Raw genomic sequence first — 20,001 nt, forward strand, 5'->3', positions numbered from 1 at the left:
CACATCGAGGAGTCGCGCCATGTTCAACCGATCACGCAATGTCGCGCTGGCCGCCGCTTTGGCGGGCAGCCTCGCCCTCGGCGGTTGCGCCACGGGCCCGTACAACAACAATGGCGGCTACAACAACGGCGGCTACCAGAGCTCCAGCTATGGCAGTACACGCTGCCAGAACTGCGGCGTGGTGCAGGACATCCAACAGGTCTATGTCCAGGACAACGGCCATGGCACGTTGGGTGCGGTGATCGGCGCGGTGGCCGGTGGTGTACTGGGTAACCAGGTCGGCAAGGGCGATGGTCGCAAGGCGGCGACGGTCGCCGGCGCGGTGGCTGGCGGCGTGGTCGGCAATCAGGTCGGCAAGCGTTCGGGCAACGGCGAGACGCCCGCCTGGCGCATCACGGTACGCCTGGACAACGGGCAATACGCCACGGTGACGCAGAAGGAAGATCCTGGCCTTCGTGTCGGCGATTACGCCCAGGTCCGCGGCGACCACGTCTATGCCATGTAGGCGTTCGGACGTATAGGCGTCCAAAAAAGAAGGCCCTCTCGCGAGGGCCTTTTTTGCTGCCGGAAATCTTTATCAGTTGACCGCGTAGAAACGGTGTTCGCCGATCGTGGTGCTGGTGTGGTTGAGCGACCACGCCGGCGCGATCGCCACAGTGGCGAAGTGATCCGCGTGAGGAACGAGCAGCTGGCGCTGGGCCAGCGGCAAGGCCCAGTTCTCCATCGAGTAGCCGGCAATCTTCCAGGCCTTGGTGAAGGCCCTGAAATTGGCGATGTCGTAGGAGCCGGGCGTGGCCGTAATGGCGAACTGGTGAGGGGCCGCCACCACCTTGCAGACGGTGTCGCCCCAGCGGCCGCGTTCGCGGCGACGCAAGGCGACTTCTGCGACGGCGAGCTGACCGATGGTCGACTCGCTGCGGGCCTCCAGATACACGGTCGTCGCCAGGCAGGCCTGGTCGGCGATCGGCTGGGGCAGTACGGACGTCAGCCACAACAGCATGGAAAGTTTCATTGTCTGCCTCCAGCGTGCTGTACGCGCGGGATGAAACTTCCATCTCGTGCGCCGTTGCGGTGGACGGGCGGGCAGGCCGTTACCACCTGGATGAATCGTCGCGACCGAAACAAGAGTCGTGACGCTTTGCCACGGGAGTGTGGCGTTAGGCTGGCTGATCATTAGCCGGCGTGATCGTTGGCGCGCGCACTGTTGATCGCGACCGTCTGCGGTCTGCGGAATGGCGGCTGCTGCCTGGATTGTTCCCGCGTGGAGCGGTTGTTCCATCCGGCGATGTTGCTGCCGGGTCGCGCCGATCCGGACCCCTCCGGTTCGTCGCGTGCAGATGCCCGTGAGCGATGGGCATCAATCTGAAGTCGGCGGGAGGGTAGTGGCGGTGAAGCCGGCTGGCAAGTGCCGGATAGGTGCAGTTTAAATTCGGCTAACGTTCATCCAGTGGACATGCTTGGGAGGTGAAGGCCATCGGTTGCGTGGATGACCGGTATCCCTGTCGAGGCAAGACCAGCGGCGTTCATGCGAGAAATTCATTGTGAAGACCCATCACGTGAATGAGGTGTGCAAGCAGGCCGTCACGCAACAACGCACCCGCGTGGTCGAGCGAAGTCCGTGTGCCTGACAGCCTGTTACTCGACAACCTTCGTTCACCGCCATTGAACCGCTGCTGTGATGTGCTTCGACGCCTTTGATGCAGGACAAGTTCATGGCCGCCCGATTGAAGCCGCTCGACCAGCAGATCATGGTCATCACCGGTGCTTCCAGCGGCATTGGCTTGTGTACGGCGCTGCTCGCCGCGGAGAAGGGCGCACGCGTTGTGCTGGCCGCGCGCAGCGGCGACACGCTGGAGGCTGTCGTGAAGCAGATCGCCGAGGCCGGGCGCGAAGCGATCGCTGTGCCCACCGACGTCGGTGACCGGGAGCAACTGCAAGACCTCGCGGCGGCAGCGATCCAGCGCTTCGGACGCATCGACACCTGGGTGAACGACGCCGGCGTGGCGATCTATGGGAGGCTCGACGAAGTGAGTGAGGCGGACAGCCGTCGCCTGTTCGACACCAACTTCTGGGGCGTGGTCAACGGATCGCTGGTGGCGTTGCCCTATCTGCGCCAAAGCGGTGGCGCGCTGATCAACCTCGGCAGCGAGGTATCCGACGCGGTCATTCCTTTTCAGGGCATGTATTCGGCTTCCAAGCATGCGGTGAAGGGCTTCACCGACGCCTTGCGCGTGGAGGTGGCGGAACTGGACGAAGCGCCGGTGTCGATCACCTTGATCCAGCCGACGGCGGTCAACACGCCTTATCCGCAGCACGCGCGCAATTACATGGCACAGGAACCGAAGCTTCCCTCGCCGATGATCGATCCGCATCGCGTCGCCGAGGCGATCCTCGAGGCGGCGACGGAGGGTGGTCGCGATGTCACCGTCGGGGCGATGGCCAAGCTGGACACGGCGGTGTCGAAGCTACTGCCGTCGCTGGGTGACAAGATGGCGGCCATGCAGGCGCATCGGCAGCAGCGCGACATGCCGGCCAGAGCGCCGGAAGGAACCCTGTTCCGCGCCGGTGGCGGCGGGCAGGTGTACGGAAGCGCGCCGCACTAGCCAGGTCGCGTTCGCGCGCCCTCCCTATGCGGCAGCGTCGTGGAAGATGATGCCCAGCGTGTAGCGTGACCCGCTGCGCAGCCGGCTCACGCCATGGCGAAGGTTCACCCGGTAGCTGCCCCGCGTGCCCTGCACGGGGCGATGATGTACCGCGAAGACCACGGCATCCCCCTGCGCAAGCGGCACCACCTCGGCGCGCGACTGCATGCGCGGCCGCTGCTCGGTAAGCACGAACTCGCCACCGGTGAAGTCGATGCCTGGCACGGACAGCAGGACCGCCATCTGCAACGGGAATACGTGCTCCCCGTACAGGTCCTGGTGCAAGCAGTTGTAGTCGCCCGTCTGGTAGCGCAGCAGCAACGGCGTGGGCCGCGTCTGGCCGGCGGCGTGGCAGTGCGCGAGATAGTCCGCGTGCGCCGGCGCGTATCGAACCTCGATCCCCATCGCTTCGTTCCACCGGTTGGCCAGTGGTACCAGCCGTGGATACATGCCCGTGCGCAGCGCCTCGACCTGCGCCGGCAGGGGATAGTCGAAGTACTGGTATTCGCCTTTGCCGAAGCCATGGCGGGCCATCACCACGCGGCTCCGGAAGTGCTCGCGACAGGGATAGAGCGCAGCCAGCTCGCTGCAGGCCTGTGGTGATAGCAGGCCAGGCAACTGGGCGTACCCATGGGCATCGAGCGCGGCATGGATGGCTGGCCAGTCGATGGCATGCAGCGCGTCGGCAGGAGTGTGATCGGTCATGCCGTCAGGGTCGGTCACGCCGCACGCCTGCGCCCTCCGGATCTTGCGCCTGGTCCTCCTCGGCCTCGTCGCTACGCACCTGCGCGTGGCTGATGAGCGCGAAGATGCAGCTGCCGCCGACGATGTTGCCAGCCAGCGTGGGCAGCGCGAATGCCGTGACGAAGCCGCCGAACGAAAGCTTTCCGGCGAACACCAGGTAGAAGGTCTCCACCGACCCAACGATGATGTGCGTGAAGCCACCCAGCGCGATCAGGTAGGTCGTCAGCACGATCACCGCGATCTTCGCGTGCTCGGCCGCCGGCACCAGCCACACCATGGTGGCGATCAGCCAGCCGGCGACGATGCCCTTGGTGAACATCTGCAGCGGCGTGTTGCCCATGACTTCGGTGCCGATGCCCAGCAGCGCCGTCCGTGTGGGCTCGTCGAACAGCTGCATGTGCAGGATGCCGTAGGCGAACAGCGCGGTGCCGACCAGGTTGCCGGCGAACACCACCGACCAGAGCCGCAGCAGCGAGCCGAGCTTGCGCAGGTTCGGGTGCGTCATCAGCGGCAGCACGGCAGTCATCGTGTTCTCGGTGAACAACTGCTGGCGGGCGAGGATCACCACGAGGAAGCCAAACGGGTAGCCCAGGCTCTCGATGAGGAAGGCGCCCGGTACGCTCTCCAGGTGCCGGTGCAACAAACCGCGCGCCAGCATCGAGAACCCCATCGAGAGTCCGGCGGCGAGCGCTGAAAGGCTCAGGGCGAGCAGGCCGCGGCTGAGTTCCTCTTCGCCTTCGAGGCGGATGGTCTCGTGCAGCACGGCTACCCGCGGCGGGCGCTTCTGTTCGACCTCGCCCCGTTCCTGGCGCGACAGCGAAAAGCCGTCGCGGGCGTCGGCTTCGTTCGGATCCTCGGCGCCGGCAAGGCGCTGGCGTCCGGTTGGCTGGGGCATGCGGGGGTCCTCCGGCGGACCCCGGCACGCTACGACGCCCCGTGTATGCGGCGTGTCGCCTCAGGCGGGAACGTCGACCAGCACCAGCTCGGCGTCCTCGATCGCGGTGACCCGGAGCGCGGGCTCGTCGCGGATGGCCGCACCGTCGCGCGCATCGATCCGCACGCCGTTGACCTCGATGGCGCCCCTGGCCGGGACCAGATACGCGTAGCGACCGGCCCCCAGTGGATAGTCCGCCTGTTCGCCAGCACGCAGCGTGGCGCCCAGAACGCGTGCCTGTACGCGCAGCGGCAGGGCATCGGAGTCGCCCGGAAGGCCGCTCGCCAGCGCGACGAAACGCCCTGCACGCTCGCCGGTGGGGAAGGGACGGGCTCCCCAGGACGGCGCGCCCCCCGGCCGGTCGGGAATGATCCAGATCTGGAAGATGCGGGTGGTGTCGGGCTCCAGGTTGTATTCGGCGTGCGTGATGCCGCTGCCCGCGCTCATCACCTGCACGTCGCCCGCGACGGTGCGCCCGTCGTTGCCCAGGTTGTCGCGATGGCTGATTGCCCCCTCGCGCACGTAGGTGATGATCTCCATGTCCGCGTGCGGGTGCGGCGGGAAGCCGCTGCGCGGCGCGATGGTGTCGTCATTCCAGACCCGCAGCGCGCCCCAGCCCATGCGGGCGGGATCGTGATAGCCGGCGAAGGAGAAGTGGTGTTTGGCATCGAGCCAGCCGTGGTTGGCCCCGCCCAAGGTGTCAAAAGCCCTGCGTTCGATCATCGTGCCCTCCTGCCAGGCGTGGTTGCCGGCCAGACAAGCAAGATAAGGGTGCGCTCCGCGCCGGCAAATGGCCGTGGTTTGAACGGATCGTTCGCCCGCTGGCACCCATTGACCGGGGCGCGGAGGCATGGGTTAGGCTAGCCCCGGGGAATCCAGGAGTGCGCGTGATGCGCAGGCGACTATTGTTGGCTTGGCTGCTGGCCGGCTGCGCGGGTCCGCTGTGGGCCGGCCAATTGGTGGTGCGGGTCAGCGACAGCGGCGGACATGCCGTGGGTGACGCGGTAGTTACCGTGACTCCGGCCAGCCCGTCCACCCAGCCGGCGCCCGCGCCGGTGACCCGCTACGTCGACCAGCGCGACGAGACCTTCATTCCCTACGTGCAGGCGGTCCGGCCGGGCGACCGGGTGGTCTTCCGCAACAGCGACGGCACGCGCCACCACGTCTATTCGTTCTCCGAGGCCAAGGCGTTCGAGTTCCTGCTGCGCCCGGGCGAAAGCTCGCCCCCGACGACGCTCGACAAGCCCGGCCTGGTCGCAGTTGGCTGCAACATCCACGACCACATGATCGCCTACCTGCTGGTCACGTCCGAGCAGGCCAAGGTGACGCCCTCGCAGGGGCAGGTGGTGTTCGACCAGCTTCCGCCGGGGAGCTACACGGTGACCGTGTGGCACCCGCAACTGCGGCCCGGCCAGGCGCAGCCCAGCGAGGTAGCGGCGGTGGGCGAGGGGACGGATGCGCAACATGCCGACTTCACCCTGTGGCTGATTCCCGATCCGCGCGGGTTCACCGATCGCGAGCACCTGGACTACTGAGCCCATGCGCACCGTCGTCGGCTTCCGCCTCCGTCTCGCGCTGTTCTTCGTCGCCACGCTGGTGACGGTTCAGTTGTTGACGGCCGCGCTGGTCTACGGCGTGACCCGTCGCGCGATGGTCAGCGAAGGCGAGCGCCAGCTGGCGGTCAACGCGCAGGCCTTCGTCGCGCAGATGGACGACCTCTCGGCGCGCGTGGCGGGCAATGTGGAGGTGATGGCGCTGGACTATGCGCTGCGCTCGGCCATCGCCGAACGCGACCATGGCACGGTGTTCTCCGTGCTGCGCAACCACGGGCGCCGCGTCGGCGCCTCGCGCATGCAGCTGGTGGGGCTGGACGGCGTGGTCGAGGTGGACACCGCCGACACCCACGCCAACGGCAAGCGATTCGCCTTTCCCGACCTGGTGGAGCATGCCTTCGACCGGCGCGTCGCCGCGGTGGTCGCACTCCAGGCAGAGGCCTACTGGGTGGTGGTCGTACCGATCTACGCGCCGCAGCCGGTGGGCCTGGTGGTCGTCTACGTGCCGCTGGACGATGCATTGCTGGCCCACTTGCGCGAACTGTCCGCGCTGCCGGGCGACATCGAACTGGCGGTGCGGCCGGACGCTTCGGGCTGGGTCGCCGCGGCGCAGGGGCTCCGGCATACGGGGCTCGTCGCCAGCCTGGCCGGGCAGGAGTTGCCGACCAGCCCGGCGGTGCGCCGCATCCAGGGCCACGAATACCTGGTGCTGGCGCAGCCGCTGAGCCAGGCGCGCAGCAGTGCGCCGGTGGTGGCCGTGCTGGGTTACTCGCTGGGCGATGCCTTGCGGCCGTTCCGCGCGGTGGTGATCGCCTGGGGCTTCCTGCTCGGGCTGGGCCTGGTGGTCGGCCTGATCGGCGCGTGGCTGACCGCGCGCAGCGTGTCGCGTCCGGTGGAGTCGCTGGCTGGCGCGGCGCGGCGGATCGAAGCGGGCGATTACCGCGCGCTGCCCAGTCTCAATCGGCGCGACGAACTCGGCCAGCTGGCGGCGGCTTTCGGCACGATGGCCGAAGCGGTACGCCAGCGCGAGGAGCGCATCCGCCAGCAGGCCCTGCACGACCAGGTCACCGATCTGCCCAACCGGGTGGCGGCCGAGGCGGCGATCGACCGCGCGCGCGACAGCGGCACGACCCACGGCGCGCTGCTGATGGTCGGCCTCACGCGCGTGCCCGACATCATCAAGACCATGGGCCACGGCCTGTATGACCGGCTGATGCGCGAAGTCGGCGCCCGCCTGGGGCGCGTTGCCGCGAAGGCCTACCTGGCGCGCGCGACCGACACCCAGTTCGTCGCCTGGCTGCCCGGCGCGGACCGTACCGAGGCCGTCGCCGCGGCGCTGCGCATCCTGGACGCCCTGAACGCCCCTTATGTCGAGGCGGACGTCAGCGTCGACACCTTGCCGGCGATCGGCATCGCCATGTATCCGGAAGATGGCGCGCTGGCCTCGGTGCTGTTGCGCCATGGCGAGGTGGCCCAGTTCGCGGCCACCGGATCCACCCGTCCACTGGCGTTCTACGACGTGGCGACCGACCCGCACCGGACCGAGCGCCTGTCGCTGATGGGCGAGTTGCGCGAAGCGCTCGACCACGACCACCTGCTGCTGCACTACCAGCCCAAGCTTGCGCTGGACACGCGTCGCGTGGACGGCGTCGAGGCGCTGGTGCGCTGGCACCATCCGCGTCGCGGGATCGTGCCGCCGCAGGATTTCATCGGCATGGCCGAGGACACCGGCAACATCCAGCGGCTGACCCGCTGGGCGCTGGCCGCCGGTATCGCGCAGGCCAGCCGCTGGCACGCGCGCGGGCTCGCCCTGAACGTGGCGGTAAACCTCTCGGCGCGCGACCTGGAGGAGCCCGAGCTGCCGTTGCGCATCGGGCGCCTGCTCTCCATCCATGGACTGCCGCCAGGCAAGCTCACGGTGGAAATCACCGAGCGCGCCGTGATCGGCGAGCCGGAAACGGCGATCCGTGTGCTGCGCGGGCTGGCTGATCTGGGCGTCGGCATCGCGGTGGACGACTTCGGCGTGGGCCAGTCCGCCTTCGCCTATCTGCGGCACCTGCCGGTGAGCGAGCTGAAGATCGACCAAACCTTCGTCCGCCACTTGGCCCGTGACGCCAGCGACCAGACCATCGTGCGTTCGATCGTCGAACTCGGGCATCGCCTGGGCTTCCGCATCACCGCCGAGGGCGTGGAGGACGAAGGCGCGCTGGCACAGCTCGCAGCGATCGGCTGCGACCATGCGCAAGGCTTCTTCATCGCCCGTCCGCTGCCGGCGACCGAGTTGGCGGGCTTTGCCTTCGAGCGGGCCGGAGTGGCATGAGGCTTCGCTTTCGCCGTCTCGCCCTGGCCTGCCTGATGGCGTCGCCGCTGGCCGGCTATGCCCAGGATTTCAGCCTGCACGGTTATGTCGATGGCCGCCTGGTCGCCGCGCCGGGAGAGCGCAGCTGGGTCGAGGGCGGGCTCGGCAAGACGCGTTACGGCGGAGGCGACGTCGAGGCGCGCTTCGGCGGTGCCGCGCTGGTCGGCACCGCGCAGCTCACACCCGCGCTGCTTGCCTTGGCAGGCGTGCAACTGCAGGACGGCGACCGCGCCGGCGTGGACGTGCTGGAGGCGTACCTGCGCTGGCGCCCGGTATCAACGAACCGTTGGCGCGGCTCGGTGCAGGTCGGCGCGTTCTTTCCACCGGTCTCGCTGGAGAACGACGCCATCGGCTGGACCAGCCCCTGGACGATCACACCCTCGGCGATCAACAGCTGGGTCGGCGAGGAACTGCGTGCGGTCGGGGCCGAGGGCCGCATCGAGCGGCGCGGCGAGATCGCCACCTGGGAACTGCGCGGCGCGCTGTTCCAGCGCAACGATCCGGCCGGCAACCTGCTGGCGGTCCGTGGCTGGTCGCTCAGCGACCTGAGCTACGGGATCGGCAGCCGCCTGCGCGAGCCGGACGCCTACGTGCGCGACGACGGCGAGGAGCCGCCGATGCGCTATGACCCGTTCCGGCGCATCGGCCACCCGTGGGGCAACTACGCCCAGCTCACCTGGCGCGCGCGCGGCTGGGGACGGCTCAGCCTGATGCACTACGACAACCATGCCGACCCGCAAGCCTGGCAACCCTACGAGGGCGGCGAGCGCCTGTACGCCTGGCGCACCCGCTTCTGGAGCCTGGGCGCCAGCACCGATACCGGCCCGATCACCTGGCTGGCGCAGGCGATGGACGGCGATACAGTGATCGAACCGGTTCCCGGCCTGGTGTTCACCACCCGCTACCGCGCGGCCTACCTGCTGGCTGGCTGGAACCGCGGCGCGTGGCGGCCGGCCCTGCGGCTGGATCACTTCAGCACGCGAGAACTGCCTGGCACGCCGGGCCTGCACGAGGGCGAGCACGGCAATGCCATCACCGCCGCGATCAACTGGCGTCCGCACGACTGGCTGCGCCTGACCTTCGAGGTGCTGCACATCGACAGCACGCGCACCGTCCGCGCCGACTACGGCCTGCGGCCGCACACCCGCGGTACCCAGGCGCAGTTGAGCGCGCGCATCTTCTACTGACCCGTTCCCCGGGCAATCGCGGCGCCCGCCGCGTATCCGAGCGCGGTGGCGCTTTGCTATCCTTCTCCGTTCCCGCCAGCGCCCGTACGGGCGCCACAACCACGGCCATCGTTTTCATGATCGAGACCAATCCGATCCATGCGCAGATCGCGGACCTCACGGACCGCGTCGAGTCGCTTAGGGGGTATCTTTGACTACGCCACCAAGCGTGAGCGTCTCGAAGAAGTAAGCCGCGAGCTGGAAAGTCCCACCGTCTGGGACGATCCGCCGCGCGCGCAGGAACTGGGCCGCGAACGCGCCCGCCTGGACACGGTCGTCACCGGCATCGACGAGCTCAGCGCGGGTCTTTCCGACGCGAAGGAGCTGCTTGACATGGCCGCCGCCGACGGCGACCAGGACACCGTCCGCTCGGTCGCCGACGACGTGGAGAAACTCGAGGCCCGCGTGGGCAAGCTCGAGTTCCAGCGCATGTTTTCCGGCAAGATGGACTCGAACAACGCCTTCGTTGACATCCAGGCCGGCGCCGGTGGCACCGAGGCGCAGGACTGGGCCGAAATGCTGCTGCGCATGTACCTGCGCTGGGCCGAGTCGCGCGGCTGGAAGGTCGAGCTGATGGAAGCGTCCGGCGGTGAAGTGGCGGGCATCAAGTCCGCGACGTTCCGCGTCGAGGGCGACTACGCCTACGGCTGGCTGAAGACCGAGATCGGCGTGCACCGCCTGGTGCGCAAGAGCCCGTTCGACTCGGACAACCGCCGCCATACCAGCTTCACGTCCGTGTTCGTCTCGCCCGAGGTCGACGACGACATCGACATCGAGATCAACCCGGCGGACCTCAAGACCGACGTCTACCGTTCCTCCGGCGCCGGCGGCCAGCACGTCAACAAGACCGAATCGGCGGTGCGCATCACCCACGTGCCTTCGGGCGTCGTGGTGGCCTGCCAGACCGAGCGCAGCCAGCACGCCAACCGCGACCGCGCCATGAAGATGCTGGCGGCCAAGCTGTACGAGCTGGAAGTGCAGAAGCGCAACGCCGAGAAGGACGCGCTGGAAGCGACCAAGTCCGACATCGGCTGGGGCAGCCAGATCCGCAACTACGTGCTCGACCAGAGCCGCATCAAGGACCTGCGCACGGGCGTGGAGCGCTCGGACACGCAGAAGGTGCTCGACGGCGACCTGGACGAATTCATCGAGGCGAGCCTCAAGTCCGGCCTGGATGCTGGCGCCAAGCGCATCGACGCCTGACCGAATTTCCCGAGGAGGACACCGCATGAACGGCAAGACGATCGGCATGCTCCTGTTTGCCTGCGCCGCCCTGGCTACGTTCGGCGTGGCCGCGCAGGACAGCGGCGCTGGCCAGTCCATCAAGCAGGACGCGAAAGCTGTCGGCCATGGGGTGGCCGATGGCGCGCGCGACATCGGTCACGCCACCCGCGATGTCGCCAAAAAGGTGGGACACGGCGCAAAGGAAGCCGGTCTTGGCATCGGCCACGGTGCAAAGAAAGCCGGCATCGCCGTCGGCCATGGCGCACGCGATGGCTGGAAGGCCACCAAGCATGCGGTCAAGCAGGTGTTCGACTAAGCCGGTCGGCGGCGAGCACGTTTCATCGAACCTCACCCATCACGAGACACCCGCTGCCGGCACCGGTCGGCGGTCACGGAACCATCCATGAGCGAAGCCACCGAAAACCTGCCCGTCGACGAGAACAAGCTGATCGCCGAGCGCCGCGAGAAACTCAAGACGCTGCGCGGGCAGGGCGTGGCTTTTCCGAACGATTTCAAGGTGGACGCCTTCGCCGGCGACCTGCGCACCGAGTTCGCCGACCAGGATGCCGAAGCCGTCGACGCGGCGGCACGCCGCGTCAAGGTCGCCGGCCGCATCGTGCTCAAGCGCGTGCAGGGCAAGGTCAGCTTCGTGCAGATGCAGGACTTCACCGGCCGCATCCAGCTGTTCGTCCACCAGGGTACGGTGGGCGAGGCCTATGAGGCGTTCAAGGGTTGGGACGTGGGCGACATTGTCGGCGCGGAAGGGCAGGTCATGCGTACCAAGACCGGCGAGCTGTCGGTCAAGGTGGAAAGCCTGCGCCTGCTGACCAAGAGCCTGCGCCCGCTGCCGGACAAGTTCCACGGCCTGGCCGACGTCGAGCAGCGCTACCGCCAGCGCTACGTCGACCTGATCGTGACCGAGGAAGCGCGCCGCACCTTCGCATTGCGCTCGAAGATCATCGGCTACATGCGCAAGTGGCTGGAGGCCGAACCGCGCCGCTTCATGGAGGTGGAGACGCCGATGATGCACGTCATCCCGGGCGGCGCCACGGCCCGGCCGTTCGTGACCCACCACAACGCGCTGGACATGAGCCTGTACCTGCGCGTGGCGCCGGAGCTGTATCTGAAGCGCCTGGTCGTGGGCGGCTTCGACCGGGTCTACGAGATCAACCGGAATTTCCGCAACGAGGGCGTGTCGACCCGGCACAACCCCGAGTTCACCATGCTGGAGCTCTACCAGGCCTACGCCACCTACCACGAGATCATGGACCTCACCGAGGCGGTGATCCGCGAGACGGCGCAGAACGTGCTGGGCGGCACCGCGCTGACCTGGGAAGGCGCGCAAATCGACGTCGGTCCGGCGTTCCGTCGTTGGCGGATGGAAGATGCCGTACTGGAGCACAACCCCGAAATCAAGCGCGAGGAGCTGCGCGATCGCGAGGCCATGGCGGCGCATGCCAAGCGCCTGGGCGTCCACGTCAAGCCGGGCTACGGCTGGGGCAAGCTGCTGCTGGAAATCTTCGAGAAGACCGTCGAGCACACGCTGATCCAGCCGACCTTCATCACCGACCATCCGGTGGAGGTCTCCCCGCTGGCGCGCGAGAGCGACACCGATCCGGGCATCACCGATCGTTTCGAGCTCTTCATCAACGGCAAGGAGATCGCCAACGGCTTCTCCGAGCTCAACGATCCGGAAGACCAGGCGGCGCGCTTCAAGGCGCAGGTCGAGGCCAAGGAATCGGGCGACGACGAGGCGATGCACTTCGACGCCGACTACATCCGCGCGCTGGAAGTCGGCCTGCCGCCGACCGGCGGCCTGGGGATTGGCATCGACCGGCTGGTCATGCTGATGACCGGTTCGGCGTCGATCCGCGACGTGCTGCTGTTCCCGTACATGCGCCCGGAAGCCTGAGGCAGGCCGCCCCCATCCGCCCTTGGGTCCTTCCCCCCGTGAGACGGGAAGGACCCGCCTGCTGGTGCGACGGGGTATTCGAGCTCCGCGTGCGAGCTGACAGAGGGAACTCCCCTGACGCGGCGTGTGAATCGAGCCTTCCCCCGTTCCACGGTGGAAGGTGCCCGAAGGGCGGATGGGGGCGCCCTTGCGGGGAACTACACCGCGCTCGCAACCCGAGACTTCACGCGCCGACGCAGCATCGCCATCTGCACCAGGTTCACTGCGCTCGACCCGGCCCAGTACAGCCCCAACCCGGCCGCCAGGTGCCACACCACCACCAGGGAAATCACTACCGGCAGCCATTGCAGCAAGGTGCGCGTCTGCTCGGACATCGCCGGGTTGAGCAGCAATGCCGCGAAGCTCAGCACTCCCACCACCAGCGCCAGCCACACATCCGGGCGCGCCAGTTTCGGAATCCACAGGAACGAGCCGGCTCCGGCCACGCCCTGGCGGATCGCCGCGTAGATGCCCGCGCCCAACGGCGCTTGCACCAGCGCGACCAGCAGGCCGCTGCCCAGGCCACCGGTGAGGCCGTGCTCCCGATACAGCGCTTGCATCGCCTGCGCCTGCGCGGCCGGATCACCGGCATGGCGTTCCTTGAGTCGTGCCAGTTTCGGTTTGAGCGCCAGCAACTGCTGCTGCCGCCACCAACCCTGCTCGGCGTTCTTCAGCGTCATCGGCAGCATCGCCAGGCGCACGAGCACCGCCAGCGCGATCACGGCCGCACCGTAACTGCCGTCCAGCCACGTGGCCAGCTGCGCCAGCACCGAGGAAAGTCCATCCACGAACATCGACCACATACCCCCGCTCCCTGCTTCATGGTGTGAGCGTAGGAAATGTGCGCGGTCATCCGCCGTTTCAAGCGCCCGGGTGGAGTGACCGATGGCAGGGGGGATCAGCTTTCCCGTCCGAAGGCGAGGGCAGGGGATCGTTCCACGACTTGGCCACCGCCCAGGCCACGCCGGTCAGCGGCACCGCCAGCAGCGTACCGACGATCCCGCCCAGGATCGTGCCCGCGGTGAGCGCCAGCAGTACCGCCAGCGAATGCAGTTGCAGCGAGCGCCCGAGCACCACCGGCGAGAGCAGGTTGCCCTCCAGCTGGTTGACCACGATCACCACGACCGACACCCAGATCGCGGCGCTCAGCCCCACGGTGACCAGCGCCACCAGCGCCGCGATCACTCCGGTGGCGGTCGCGCCGACGATCGGCACGAACGCGGCCAGGAACACCAGGATCGACAACGGCACCGCCAGCGGCACGTCCAGGATCCACACCGCGCCGCCGATGAACACGGTATCGACCAGCGCCACCAGCGCGGTCCCGCGCAGATAGCCGCCCAGCACGTCGATCGCGCAATCGCCGGCATGCGCCACGCGCGCGTGCCACGCCGGCCGCAGTGGCCGGAGCAGGAAGCGCCAGATGGACGGCCCGTCCTTCAGGAAGAAGAACAGGATGAACAGCACCAGCACGAAGCCGGTCGCCAGCTCCATCGTGGTGAACACCCCCGCCATCGCATGCTGGCCAAACTCGCTGCTGGTGATGAAGTCGACCACCACCTGCCGGGCGTGCTCGATCTGCTGTTCGCTGATCGACAGCGGCCCGCGGTGCAGGTAGTGCAGGGCCTGGCCGAACCCGTCGATGGCCGACGACTGCAGCGTCGACCACTGCGCCGCCACCCGCGCCACGGCCAGTCCTATCACGCCGCCGAGGCCCACGCCTCCAAGCAGCAGGGTAAGCAAGGCCGCCACCGCGTGCGGCAGGTGCAGCCGCCGCAGCAAGGCGACCAGCGGGAACAGCGCCGCGCTCACGATCAGCGCCAGCAACAGGGGAATCACCAGCAGCTTGAGCCGAACGGCCGCCAGCACCACGGCCACCGCCACCAGCAGCACCAGCGCCACCTGCGCCGAGCGGACGGCCAGGCGCCCGAACGGATCGGTCCACAACGCGCGCAGCGACGGACGGCCCGGACGGGACGTGGACGGGTCGGTCGGGGTGTCTCCCATGCATCGGTCTCCTGTCGATGGCCGGCCGTTGCCCAGATCACGCGGTCATGCGCGCCGCGCGTACCTGCCTGCACGCCGCCGCCGGAAGCCCTGACCCTACCGGGGCGTAACACACCGCAACGTGTAGACTCGCGCCGCTGTGGGCGGCGGTCGGGTCGGCTAGACTTGGCGGTTTCCCGGTTGGAGCATCACACCATGTGGTTTGCCATTGTCGGCACGGACGTCCCCGAGTCGCTGGACAAGCGCAAGAGCGCGCGGCCGGAGCATCTGGCGCGCCTTGAAAAGCTCCAGGCCGAAGGCCGCCTGCTGCTGGCCGGCCCGTTTCCGGCGATTGCCTCGGAAGATCCGGGCCCGGCGGGCTTCACCGGCAGCCTGATCATCGCCGAGTTCTCCTCGCAGGCCGACGCCCAACGCTGGGCCGACGCCGATCCCTACGTCGCCGCGGGCGTCTACGCCGGCGTCGAGGTCAAGCCGTTCCGCAAGACCCTGCCGTGAACGCGATGGTCGAGCAGATCCGCCAGCGCCTGACCGACGCGCTGGCGCCGGTCGAGCTGGAGGTGCTCGACGAGGGCCACAAGCACGCCGGCCACGCCAACGCCGGCAAGGGCCATTTCCACGTGCGCATCGTCAGCGCGGCCTTTGCCGGCGTGTTGCCGATCAGGCGGCACCGCATGGTGTATGCCGCGCTGGAAGGGCTGATGGACCAGGGCATCCACGCGCTGTCTATCGACGCCAAGGCGCCTTGAGTTTTCAATTCAATAAGTTATAGATTCTATTTAGAGTTATTTGTCACGCCGGGTTCGCATTGCGACCACGCTCGGCGTTTGGCACAGTGACCTGTCGCCCGAACCACCGCGGGCCTGCCCTACTGTTGAGCCCGCATGCGCCTTACCACGATCAAACTCGCCGGCTTCAAGTCCTTCGTCGACCCCACCACGCTGCACCTGCCGACCAACATGACCGGCGTGGTCGGACCCAACGGCTGCGGCAAGTCCAACATCATCGACGCGATCCGCTGGGTGATGGGCGAGAGCGCCGCCAGCCGCCTGCGCGGCGATTCGCTGACCGACGTGATCTTCTCCGGTTCCAACGCGCGCAAGCCGGTGGGGCAGGCGACCGTCGAGCTGATCTTCGACAACGCTGACGGCACCATCCAGGGCGAGTACGCGCAGTACGCGGAGATCTCGGTCAAGCGCCAGGTGACCCGCGACGGACAGTCGTCCTACTTCCTCAACGGCGGGCGCTGCCGCCGCCGCGACATCACCGACCTGTTCCTCGGCACCGGCCTGGGGCCGCGCAGCTACTCGATCATCGAGCAAGGCATGATCAGCCAGATCATCGAGGCACACCCGGAAGAACTGCGCACGCATCTGGAAGAGGCCGCCGGCATCTCCAAGTACAAGGAGCGCCGCAAGGAGACCGAGAGCCGCATCAAGTCCACCCGCGAGAATCTCGACCGCGTCAAGGACGTACGCGACGAGGTCGACAAGCAGCTCGACCACCTCAACCGCCAGGCTCGCGCCGCCGAGCGCTGGAAGGCGCTGAAGGAAGAGCAGACCCGCAAGGAAGCCGAGCTGCGCGCGCTGGAATACCGCGCGCTGAAGGGCCAGCACGAGGGCGAAGGGCAGGGCCTCTCCGCCGCCGAGATCGAAATCGAGAAGCAACTCGCCGGCCAGCGCCAGATCGAGGCGCAACTGGAATCGGTCCGCGAGCGCCATGTCGGCGCCACCGAACACCTCAACGAAGTGCAGGCCGAGGTGTACAAGGTCGGCGCCGAGATCGCCCGTGTCGAACAGCAGGTGCGTTTCAACAAGGAAACCGCCGAGCGCCTCCAGCGCGCCCAGGGCGAAGCCGAGCGCGAGCACGCAGAACTGTCCGCGCACATCGCCAACGACCGCGAGCAGGTCGAAACGCTGCGCATGGCGCTGGCCGAAGGCGAGCCCAAACTCGAAACCCTGCAGCAGATGCAGGACGACACCTCCGAAGCGGCGCGCGGCACCGAAACCAAGCTGGCCGACTGGCAGCAGCGCTGGGACGCCTACACCCGCACCGCCGGCGAATCGAGCCGCGCCGCCGAAGTCGAGCGCACCAAGCTCAACTACCTCGACCGCCAGGCGATCGACCTGTCCAAGCGCCGCGAAGCGCTCGAAGCCGAACAGAAGGCCACCGACGTGGCGGCACTCGACGCCGCCGCCGAACAACTGCACGTCGAGCACGACACCCAGCGCGAGCGGGTCGAGTCGCTCGGCAGCCTGCTCGACCAGCACAAGCTCACTCACGAGAAGGTGCTCGACGAGGAGCGCCAGGTGCAGTCCTCGCTCAACGAGGCGCGCCAGCAGTTACAGAGCGCGCGTGGCCGGCTGTCCTCGCTCGAGGCCCTGCAGCACGCCGCGCTGGGCCAGGAAGAGAGCGCCGCCAGCGGCTGGCTCGCCAGCCTCGGCCTGGACAAGGCGCGCCGCCTCGGTGAAGCGCTGCAGGTGGACGCCGGCTGGGAGTCGGCCGCCGAAACCGTGCTGGCCGGCCTGCTCGACGGTGTGCTGGTCGACAACCCGCTGAACCTCGCCGGCGACTTCGGCACGCTGGGCGAAGCCGACCTCGCCTTGCTGGCCTCCGCCGAAGGCGGGCAGGGCGCGGAGGGCACGCTCGCCGCCAAGGTGCGCGGTCCCGCCGCGGCCATGCAACTGCTGGCGCAGGTCCACTCCGCCGAAACGCTGGACGAGGCGCGCAATCGCGTCGGCTCGCTGGGTGAAGGCCAGTCCATCATCACCCGCAGCGGCGAATGGCTGGCCCCGCAGTGGGCGCGCATCCGCCGCGCCCAGGGCAACCAGGTCGGCGTGCTGGCGCGCGAGCGCGACATCCGCCTGCTTACCGAACAGATCGACACGCTCGAAGCACAGCTGGAAGAATCCACCGCGCGCCTGGACGAACTGCGTACCGCCAAGTTCGAAGCCGAGCGCGCCCGCGACGACGCCCAGCGCGAGCTCTACAACGCACACCGCCGCCAGTCCGAACTCGCCGGCCAGTTGCAGAGCCACCGCGGCAAGGTCGAAACCGCGCGCGCCCGTGCCGAGAAGGTGGCCGGCGAGCTGTCCACGCTGATCGAACAGTTGGACGAATTGCAGGTGCAGACCCGCGAGGCCCGCGCGCGCCTGGACGAATCGATCAACCACATGGGCGACCTGGAAGACCAGCGCCGCGAGCTGGAAAACGAGCGCCGCGCGCTGCTCGAAGCACGCGAGGAAGCCCGCATGAATGCCCGCGAAGCCGCCGACCAGGCGCACGCGCTGGCGCTGTCGATGGAATCCAAGCGCTCGTCGCTGGCCTCGCTGGAACAGGCGCTGGCCCGCCTGGACACCCAGTTGCGCCAGGTCGAGGCCCGTCGCACCGAAGTCGCCGAACAACTGGCCGCCGGCTCCGACCCGATCGCCGAACTGGAAGCCGAGCGTCAGACCTATCTCGACCAGCGCCTGCTCGTGGACAAGCAGCTCGTCGACGCGCGCCGTGCGCTGGAAGACTGCGACATCGAATTCCGCAAGTTGGAGCAACAGCGCCACCTGGCCGAGCAGAACCTGGCCAAGCTGCGTGAAAGCCTGTCGGAAAAGCGCCTGGCTGCGCAGGCGCTGCAGATGCGCGCCGACCAGCTCGCCGAAGCCATCGCCGCCTCCGGCCTCGAGCTGGAGCCGTTGCTCGCCGAGCTCCCCGAGCAGGCCGACGCCAACCAGTGGCGCACCCAGCTTGGCGATCTCGCGCAGAAGATCGTTCGCCTGGAACCGGTCAACCTCGCCGCAATCCAGGAACACGCCGAACAGAGCGAGCGCAAGACCTACCTGGACAACCAGATTGCCGACCTGACCAGCGCGATGGAGACGCTCGAGGGCGCGATCAAGAAGATCGACCGCGAAACCCGCCAACGCTTCAAGGAAACCTTCGACAAGGTCAACGCCGGCGTGCAGGAGCTGTTCCCGCGCCTGTTCGGTGGTGGCCACGCCTATCTGGAACTGACCGGCGACGACCTGCTCAACACCGGCGTGTCGATCATGGCGCGCCCGCCGGGCAAGCGGCCGTCCAACATCTCGCTGCTCTCCGGCGGTGAGAAGGCGCTGACCGCGGTCTCGCTGGTGTTCGCCATCTTCAATCTGAATCCGGCACCGTTCTGCCTGCTCGACGAGGTCGACGCGCCGCTGGACGAAGCCAACGTCGGCCGCTTCTCCAACATGGTCCGCGAGATGAGCGAGAAGGTGCAGTTCATCTTCGTCAGCCACAACAAGGCGACGATGGAAGCGGCCAGCCAGCTCTGCGGCGTGACCATGCGCGAGCCGGGCGTTTCGCGCCTGGTGCAGGTGGACCTGGCCGAAGCGGCTAAACTTGCCGGAGCTGCGTGAGGATCCATCGATGACCGTGCTCGCCTTTGCCTGGAACCCTGCCGTCGGCGTACCGCTGGCGATCGCCGGCGCTATCGTGCTGGTGCTGCTGTGGCTGTTCGGCCAGCCGAAGAAAGAGCAGGGCAGGCGCCGCGTGCCGACCACCGGGCAGGGCAGTGGCGAACGTCGCGAACCCACGCTGGGCGACGGCGACGCGGACGACATGCTGCTCGACGACGAGCCGCACGCGCGCCTCGGTGGCGAGGAGCCCATGCCGCAGCAGGGCGAACTGGAGATCGGCCTGCGCCAGGAACTGGAAAAGCTCGGCGCCACCCTGGCCGGAGAACGCGCCGCGCCGGCCACCAAGCCGTCCGGCCGCGCAGCGTCGATCATCGACGCGCTGCGCGCGCCTTCCGGCGCTGCCGAAGCCATCGCGCCGGCACCCGTGGCCACGCCTTCAGCAGCGCCTGTTCCAGCCCCGGCGCCCGCACCCAAGGCACCGCCGGCGTCGGACCTCGGCCGCCGCCCCTCGCAGCTGCCGATGGAACGCATCGTCACGCTGTTCGTCATGGCCCGCGACGGCGGCGTATTCAACGGCGCCGACCTGATCGTCGCGGCCGAAAAGGCGGGTCTGGAGTACGGCCACCTGGGCATCTATCACCGGCTGGTCGACGGTAAGCGCGAACAGGGCCCGATCTTCAGCGTGGCGAACATGCTCAAGCCCGGCAACTTCGACCTGACCCGCCTGGACGCCCTGCGCACCCCCGGTCTGAGCTTCTTCATGACGCTCCCGGGCCCGCTGCCCGCGCTGGACGCCTGGGACGCCATGCTGCCCACCGCGCAACGCCTCGCTGAACTCCTCGACGGCCAGGTCCTGGACGAAGAACGCAACGCCCTCGGTCGCCAGCGCATCGCCCACATCCGCGACGAACTGCGCGGCTGGGATCGCGATCACGAAGGCCAGGAAATCATCTTCGGCCGCTGACAGTCCGCCGGGAAC

18 protein-coding genes are annotated in these 20,001 nt (G+C 68.1%); 12 read left to right on the forward strand and 6 right to left on the reverse strand.

Annotation, left to right across the window (positions count from 1 at the left end):
• The first annotated feature begins 19 nt into the window (after positions 1-19).
• Positions 20-505: a glycine zipper 2TM domain-containing protein gene (locus ACFWZ3_RS08855; protein WP_439707371.1), complete on the forward strand. Its 486-nt coding sequence runs from the start codon at positions 20-22 to the stop codon at positions 503-505.
• 72 nt (positions 506-577) lie between these two features.
• Here the strand turns inward: ACFWZ3_RS08855 and ACFWZ3_RS08860 are convergent, their stop codons facing one another.
• Entirely contained in the window at positions 578-1,012 is a 435-nt protein-coding gene (locus ACFWZ3_RS08860; protein WP_439707372.1) for a cell wall hydrolase, read from the reverse strand.
• 700 nt (positions 1,013-1,712) lie between these two features.
• On the opposite strand from ACFWZ3_RS08860, the gene ACFWZ3_RS08865 reads away from it, so the two are divergent.
• Positions 1,713-2,603 (forward strand): SDR family oxidoreductase, encoded by an 891-nt coding sequence (locus tag ACFWZ3_RS08865; RefSeq protein ID WP_439707373.1) that lies wholly within the window; start codon positions 1,713-1,715, stop codon positions 2,601-2,603.
• Positions 2,604-2,627: 24 nt separating this feature from the next.
• Here ACFWZ3_RS08865 and ACFWZ3_RS08870 read toward each other — a convergent pair whose 3' ends face one another.
• The 3 genes from ACFWZ3_RS08870 to ACFWZ3_RS08880 are packed head-to-tail and all read right to left on the reverse strand — an operon-like array spanning position 2,628 to position 5,043.
• Positions 2,628-3,365, reverse strand: a complete 738-nt coding sequence (locus tag ACFWZ3_RS08870) for a 2OG-Fe(II) oxygenase (protein WP_439707374.1) — start codon at positions 3,363-3,365, stop codon at positions 2,628-2,630.
• Entirely contained in the window at positions 3,352-4,281 is a 930-nt protein-coding gene (locus ACFWZ3_RS08875) for a formate/nitrite transporter family protein (protein WP_439707375.1), read from the reverse strand. The genes ACFWZ3_RS08870 and ACFWZ3_RS08875 overlap by 14 nt, the downstream gene beginning before the upstream one ends.
• A gap of 60 nt (positions 4,282-4,341) precedes the next feature.
• Positions 4,342-5,043: a pirin family protein gene (locus ACFWZ3_RS08880; protein WP_439707376.1), complete on the reverse strand. Its 702-nt coding sequence runs from the start codon at positions 5,041-5,043 to the stop codon at positions 4,342-4,344.
• 167 nt (positions 5,044-5,210) lie between these two features.
• On the opposite strand from ACFWZ3_RS08880, the gene ACFWZ3_RS08885 reads away from it, so the two are divergent.
• From ACFWZ3_RS08885 to lysS, 6 genes are all read left to right on the forward strand, one after another.
• On the forward strand, positions 5,211-5,855 hold the full coding sequence (locus tag ACFWZ3_RS08885) for a methylamine utilization protein (RefSeq protein WP_439707377.1): 645 nt from the start codon (positions 5,211-5,213) through the stop codon (positions 5,853-5,855).
• Between the two features lie 4 nt (positions 5,856-5,859).
• Positions 5,860-8,193, forward strand: a complete 2,334-nt coding sequence (locus ACFWZ3_RS08890; protein ID WP_439707378.1) for a putative bifunctional diguanylate cyclase/phosphodiesterase — start codon at positions 5,860-5,862, stop codon at positions 8,191-8,193.
• The gene (locus ACFWZ3_RS08895) at positions 8,190-9,419 is read left to right on the forward strand and encodes a hypothetical protein (RefSeq protein ID WP_439707379.1); all 1,230 of its coding nucleotides are present in this window, start codon (positions 8,190-8,192) and stop codon (positions 9,417-9,419) included. The genes ACFWZ3_RS08890 and ACFWZ3_RS08895 overlap by 4 nt, the downstream gene beginning before the upstream one ends.
• A gap of 116 nt (positions 9,420-9,535) precedes the next feature.
• A protein-coding gene (gene prfB / locus ACFWZ3_RS08900) for a peptide chain release factor 2 (protein WP_439707380.1) occupies positions 9,536-10,661 on the forward strand; the annotation gives its coding sequence in 2 pieces (ribosomal slippage) (positions 9,536-9,610 and positions 9,612-10,661; 1,125 coding nt in all).
• A 25-nt stretch (positions 10,662-10,686) separates the two neighbouring features.
• Complete coding sequence (locus ACFWZ3_RS08905; protein ID WP_439707381.1) at positions 10,687-10,998, forward strand: hypothetical protein; 312 nt, start codon at positions 10,687-10,689, stop codon at positions 10,996-10,998.
• Between the two features lie 87 nt (positions 10,999-11,085).
• Complete coding sequence (gene lysS / locus ACFWZ3_RS08910; protein ID WP_439707382.1) at positions 11,086-12,594, forward strand: lysine--tRNA ligase; 1,509 nt, start codon at positions 11,086-11,088, stop codon at positions 12,592-12,594.
• 197 nt (positions 12,595-12,791) lie between these two features.
• Here the strand turns inward: lysS and ACFWZ3_RS08915 are convergent, their stop codons facing one another.
• Both ACFWZ3_RS08915 and ACFWZ3_RS08920 read right to left on the reverse strand, forming a co-directional pair.
• Positions 12,792-13,436: a YidC/Oxa1 family membrane protein insertase gene (locus ACFWZ3_RS08915; protein WP_439707383.1), complete on the reverse strand. Its 645-nt coding sequence runs from the start codon at positions 13,434-13,436 to the stop codon at positions 12,792-12,794.
• Positions 13,437-13,494: 58 nt separating this feature from the next.
• Positions 13,495-14,640, reverse strand: a complete 1,146-nt coding sequence (locus ACFWZ3_RS08920) for an AI-2E family transporter (RefSeq protein WP_439707384.1) — start codon at positions 14,638-14,640, stop codon at positions 13,495-13,497.
• A 195-nt stretch (positions 14,641-14,835) separates the two neighbouring features.
• Here ACFWZ3_RS08920 and ACFWZ3_RS08925 point away from each other — a divergent pair, with 195 nt between their 5' ends.
• The 4 genes from ACFWZ3_RS08925 (at position 14,836) to zipA (ending at position 19,986) form a co-directional block, all read left to right on the forward strand.
• Entirely contained in the window at positions 14,836-15,135 is a 300-nt protein-coding gene (locus ACFWZ3_RS08925) for a YciI family protein (RefSeq protein WP_439707385.1), read from the forward strand.
• Between the two features lie 5 nt (positions 15,136-15,140).
• Positions 15,141-15,386, forward strand: coding sequence for a BolA family protein (locus ACFWZ3_RS08930; RefSeq protein WP_439700781.1), 246 nt, complete (start codon positions 15,141-15,143; stop codon positions 15,384-15,386).
• A gap of 135 nt (positions 15,387-15,521) precedes the next feature.
• Positions 15,522-19,022 (forward strand): chromosome segregation protein SMC, encoded by a 3,501-nt coding sequence (gene smc / locus ACFWZ3_RS08935; RefSeq protein WP_439707386.1) that lies wholly within the window; start codon positions 15,522-15,524, stop codon positions 19,020-19,022.
• Between the two features lie 10 nt (positions 19,023-19,032).
• Complete coding sequence (gene zipA / locus ACFWZ3_RS08940; RefSeq protein WP_439707387.1) at positions 19,033-19,986, forward strand: cell division protein ZipA; 954 nt, start codon at positions 19,033-19,035, stop codon at positions 19,984-19,986.
• Positions 19,987-20,001 lie beyond the last annotated feature (15 nt).

The organism is Frateuria sp. GZRR35 (assembly GCF_051900415.1).
Lineage (GTDB): Bacteria > Pseudomonadota > Gammaproteobacteria > Xanthomonadales > Rhodanobacteraceae > Frateuria_A.

Coding starts and splice junctions, on each gene's coding strand:
- ACFWZ3_RS08855 (WP_439707371.1), top strand. CDS start 20: ATGTTCAACCGATCACGCAATGTCGCGCTGGCCGCCGCTTTGGCGGGC.
- ACFWZ3_RS08860 (WP_439707372.1), bottom strand. CDS start 1,012: ATGAAACTTTCCATGCTGTTGTGGCTGACGTCCGTACTGCCCCAGCCG.
- ACFWZ3_RS08865 (WP_439707373.1), top strand. CDS start 1,713: ATGGCCGCCCGATTGAAGCCGCTCGACCAGCAGATCATGGTCATCACC.
- ACFWZ3_RS08875 (WP_439707375.1), bottom strand. CDS start 4,281: ATGCCCCAGCCAACCGGACGCCAGCGCCTTGCCGGCGCCGAGGATCCG.
- ACFWZ3_RS08880 (WP_439707376.1), bottom strand. CDS start 5,043: ATGATCGAACGCAGGGCTTTTGACACCTTGGGCGGGGCCAACCACGGC.
- ACFWZ3_RS08885 (WP_439707377.1), top strand. CDS start 5,211: ATGCGCAGGCGACTATTGTTGGCTTGGCTGCTGGCCGGCTGCGCGGGT.
- ACFWZ3_RS08890 (WP_439707378.1), top strand. CDS start 5,860: ATGCGCACCGTCGTCGGCTTCCGCCTCCGTCTCGCGCTGTTCTTCGTC.
- ACFWZ3_RS08895 (WP_439707379.1), top strand. CDS start 8,190: ATGAGGCTTCGCTTTCGCCGTCTCGCCCTGGCCTGCCTGATGGCGTCG.
- ACFWZ3_RS08905 (WP_439707381.1), top strand. CDS start 10,687: ATGAACGGCAAGACGATCGGCATGCTCCTGTTTGCCTGCGCCGCCCTG.
- lysS (WP_439707382.1), top strand. CDS start 11,086: ATGAGCGAAGCCACCGAAAACCTGCCCGTCGACGAGAACAAGCTGATC.
- ACFWZ3_RS08915 (WP_439707383.1), bottom strand. CDS start 13,436: ATGTGGTCGATGTTCGTGGATGGACTTTCCTCGGTGCTGGCGCAGCTG.
- ACFWZ3_RS08920 (WP_439707384.1), bottom strand. CDS start 14,640: ATGGGAGACACCCCGACCGACCCGTCCACGTCCCGTCCGGGCCGTCCG.
- ACFWZ3_RS08925 (WP_439707385.1), top strand. CDS start 14,836: ATGTGGTTTGCCATTGTCGGCACGGACGTCCCCGAGTCGCTGGACAAG.
- ACFWZ3_RS08930 (WP_439700781.1), top strand. CDS start 15,141: ATGGTCGAGCAGATCCGCCAGCGCCTGACCGACGCGCTGGCGCCGGTC.
- smc (WP_439707386.1), top strand. CDS start 15,522: ATGCGCCTTACCACGATCAAACTCGCCGGCTTCAAGTCCTTCGTCGAC.
- zipA (WP_439707387.1), top strand. CDS start 19,033: ATGACCGTGCTCGCCTTTGCCTGGAACCCTGCCGTCGGCGTACCGCTG.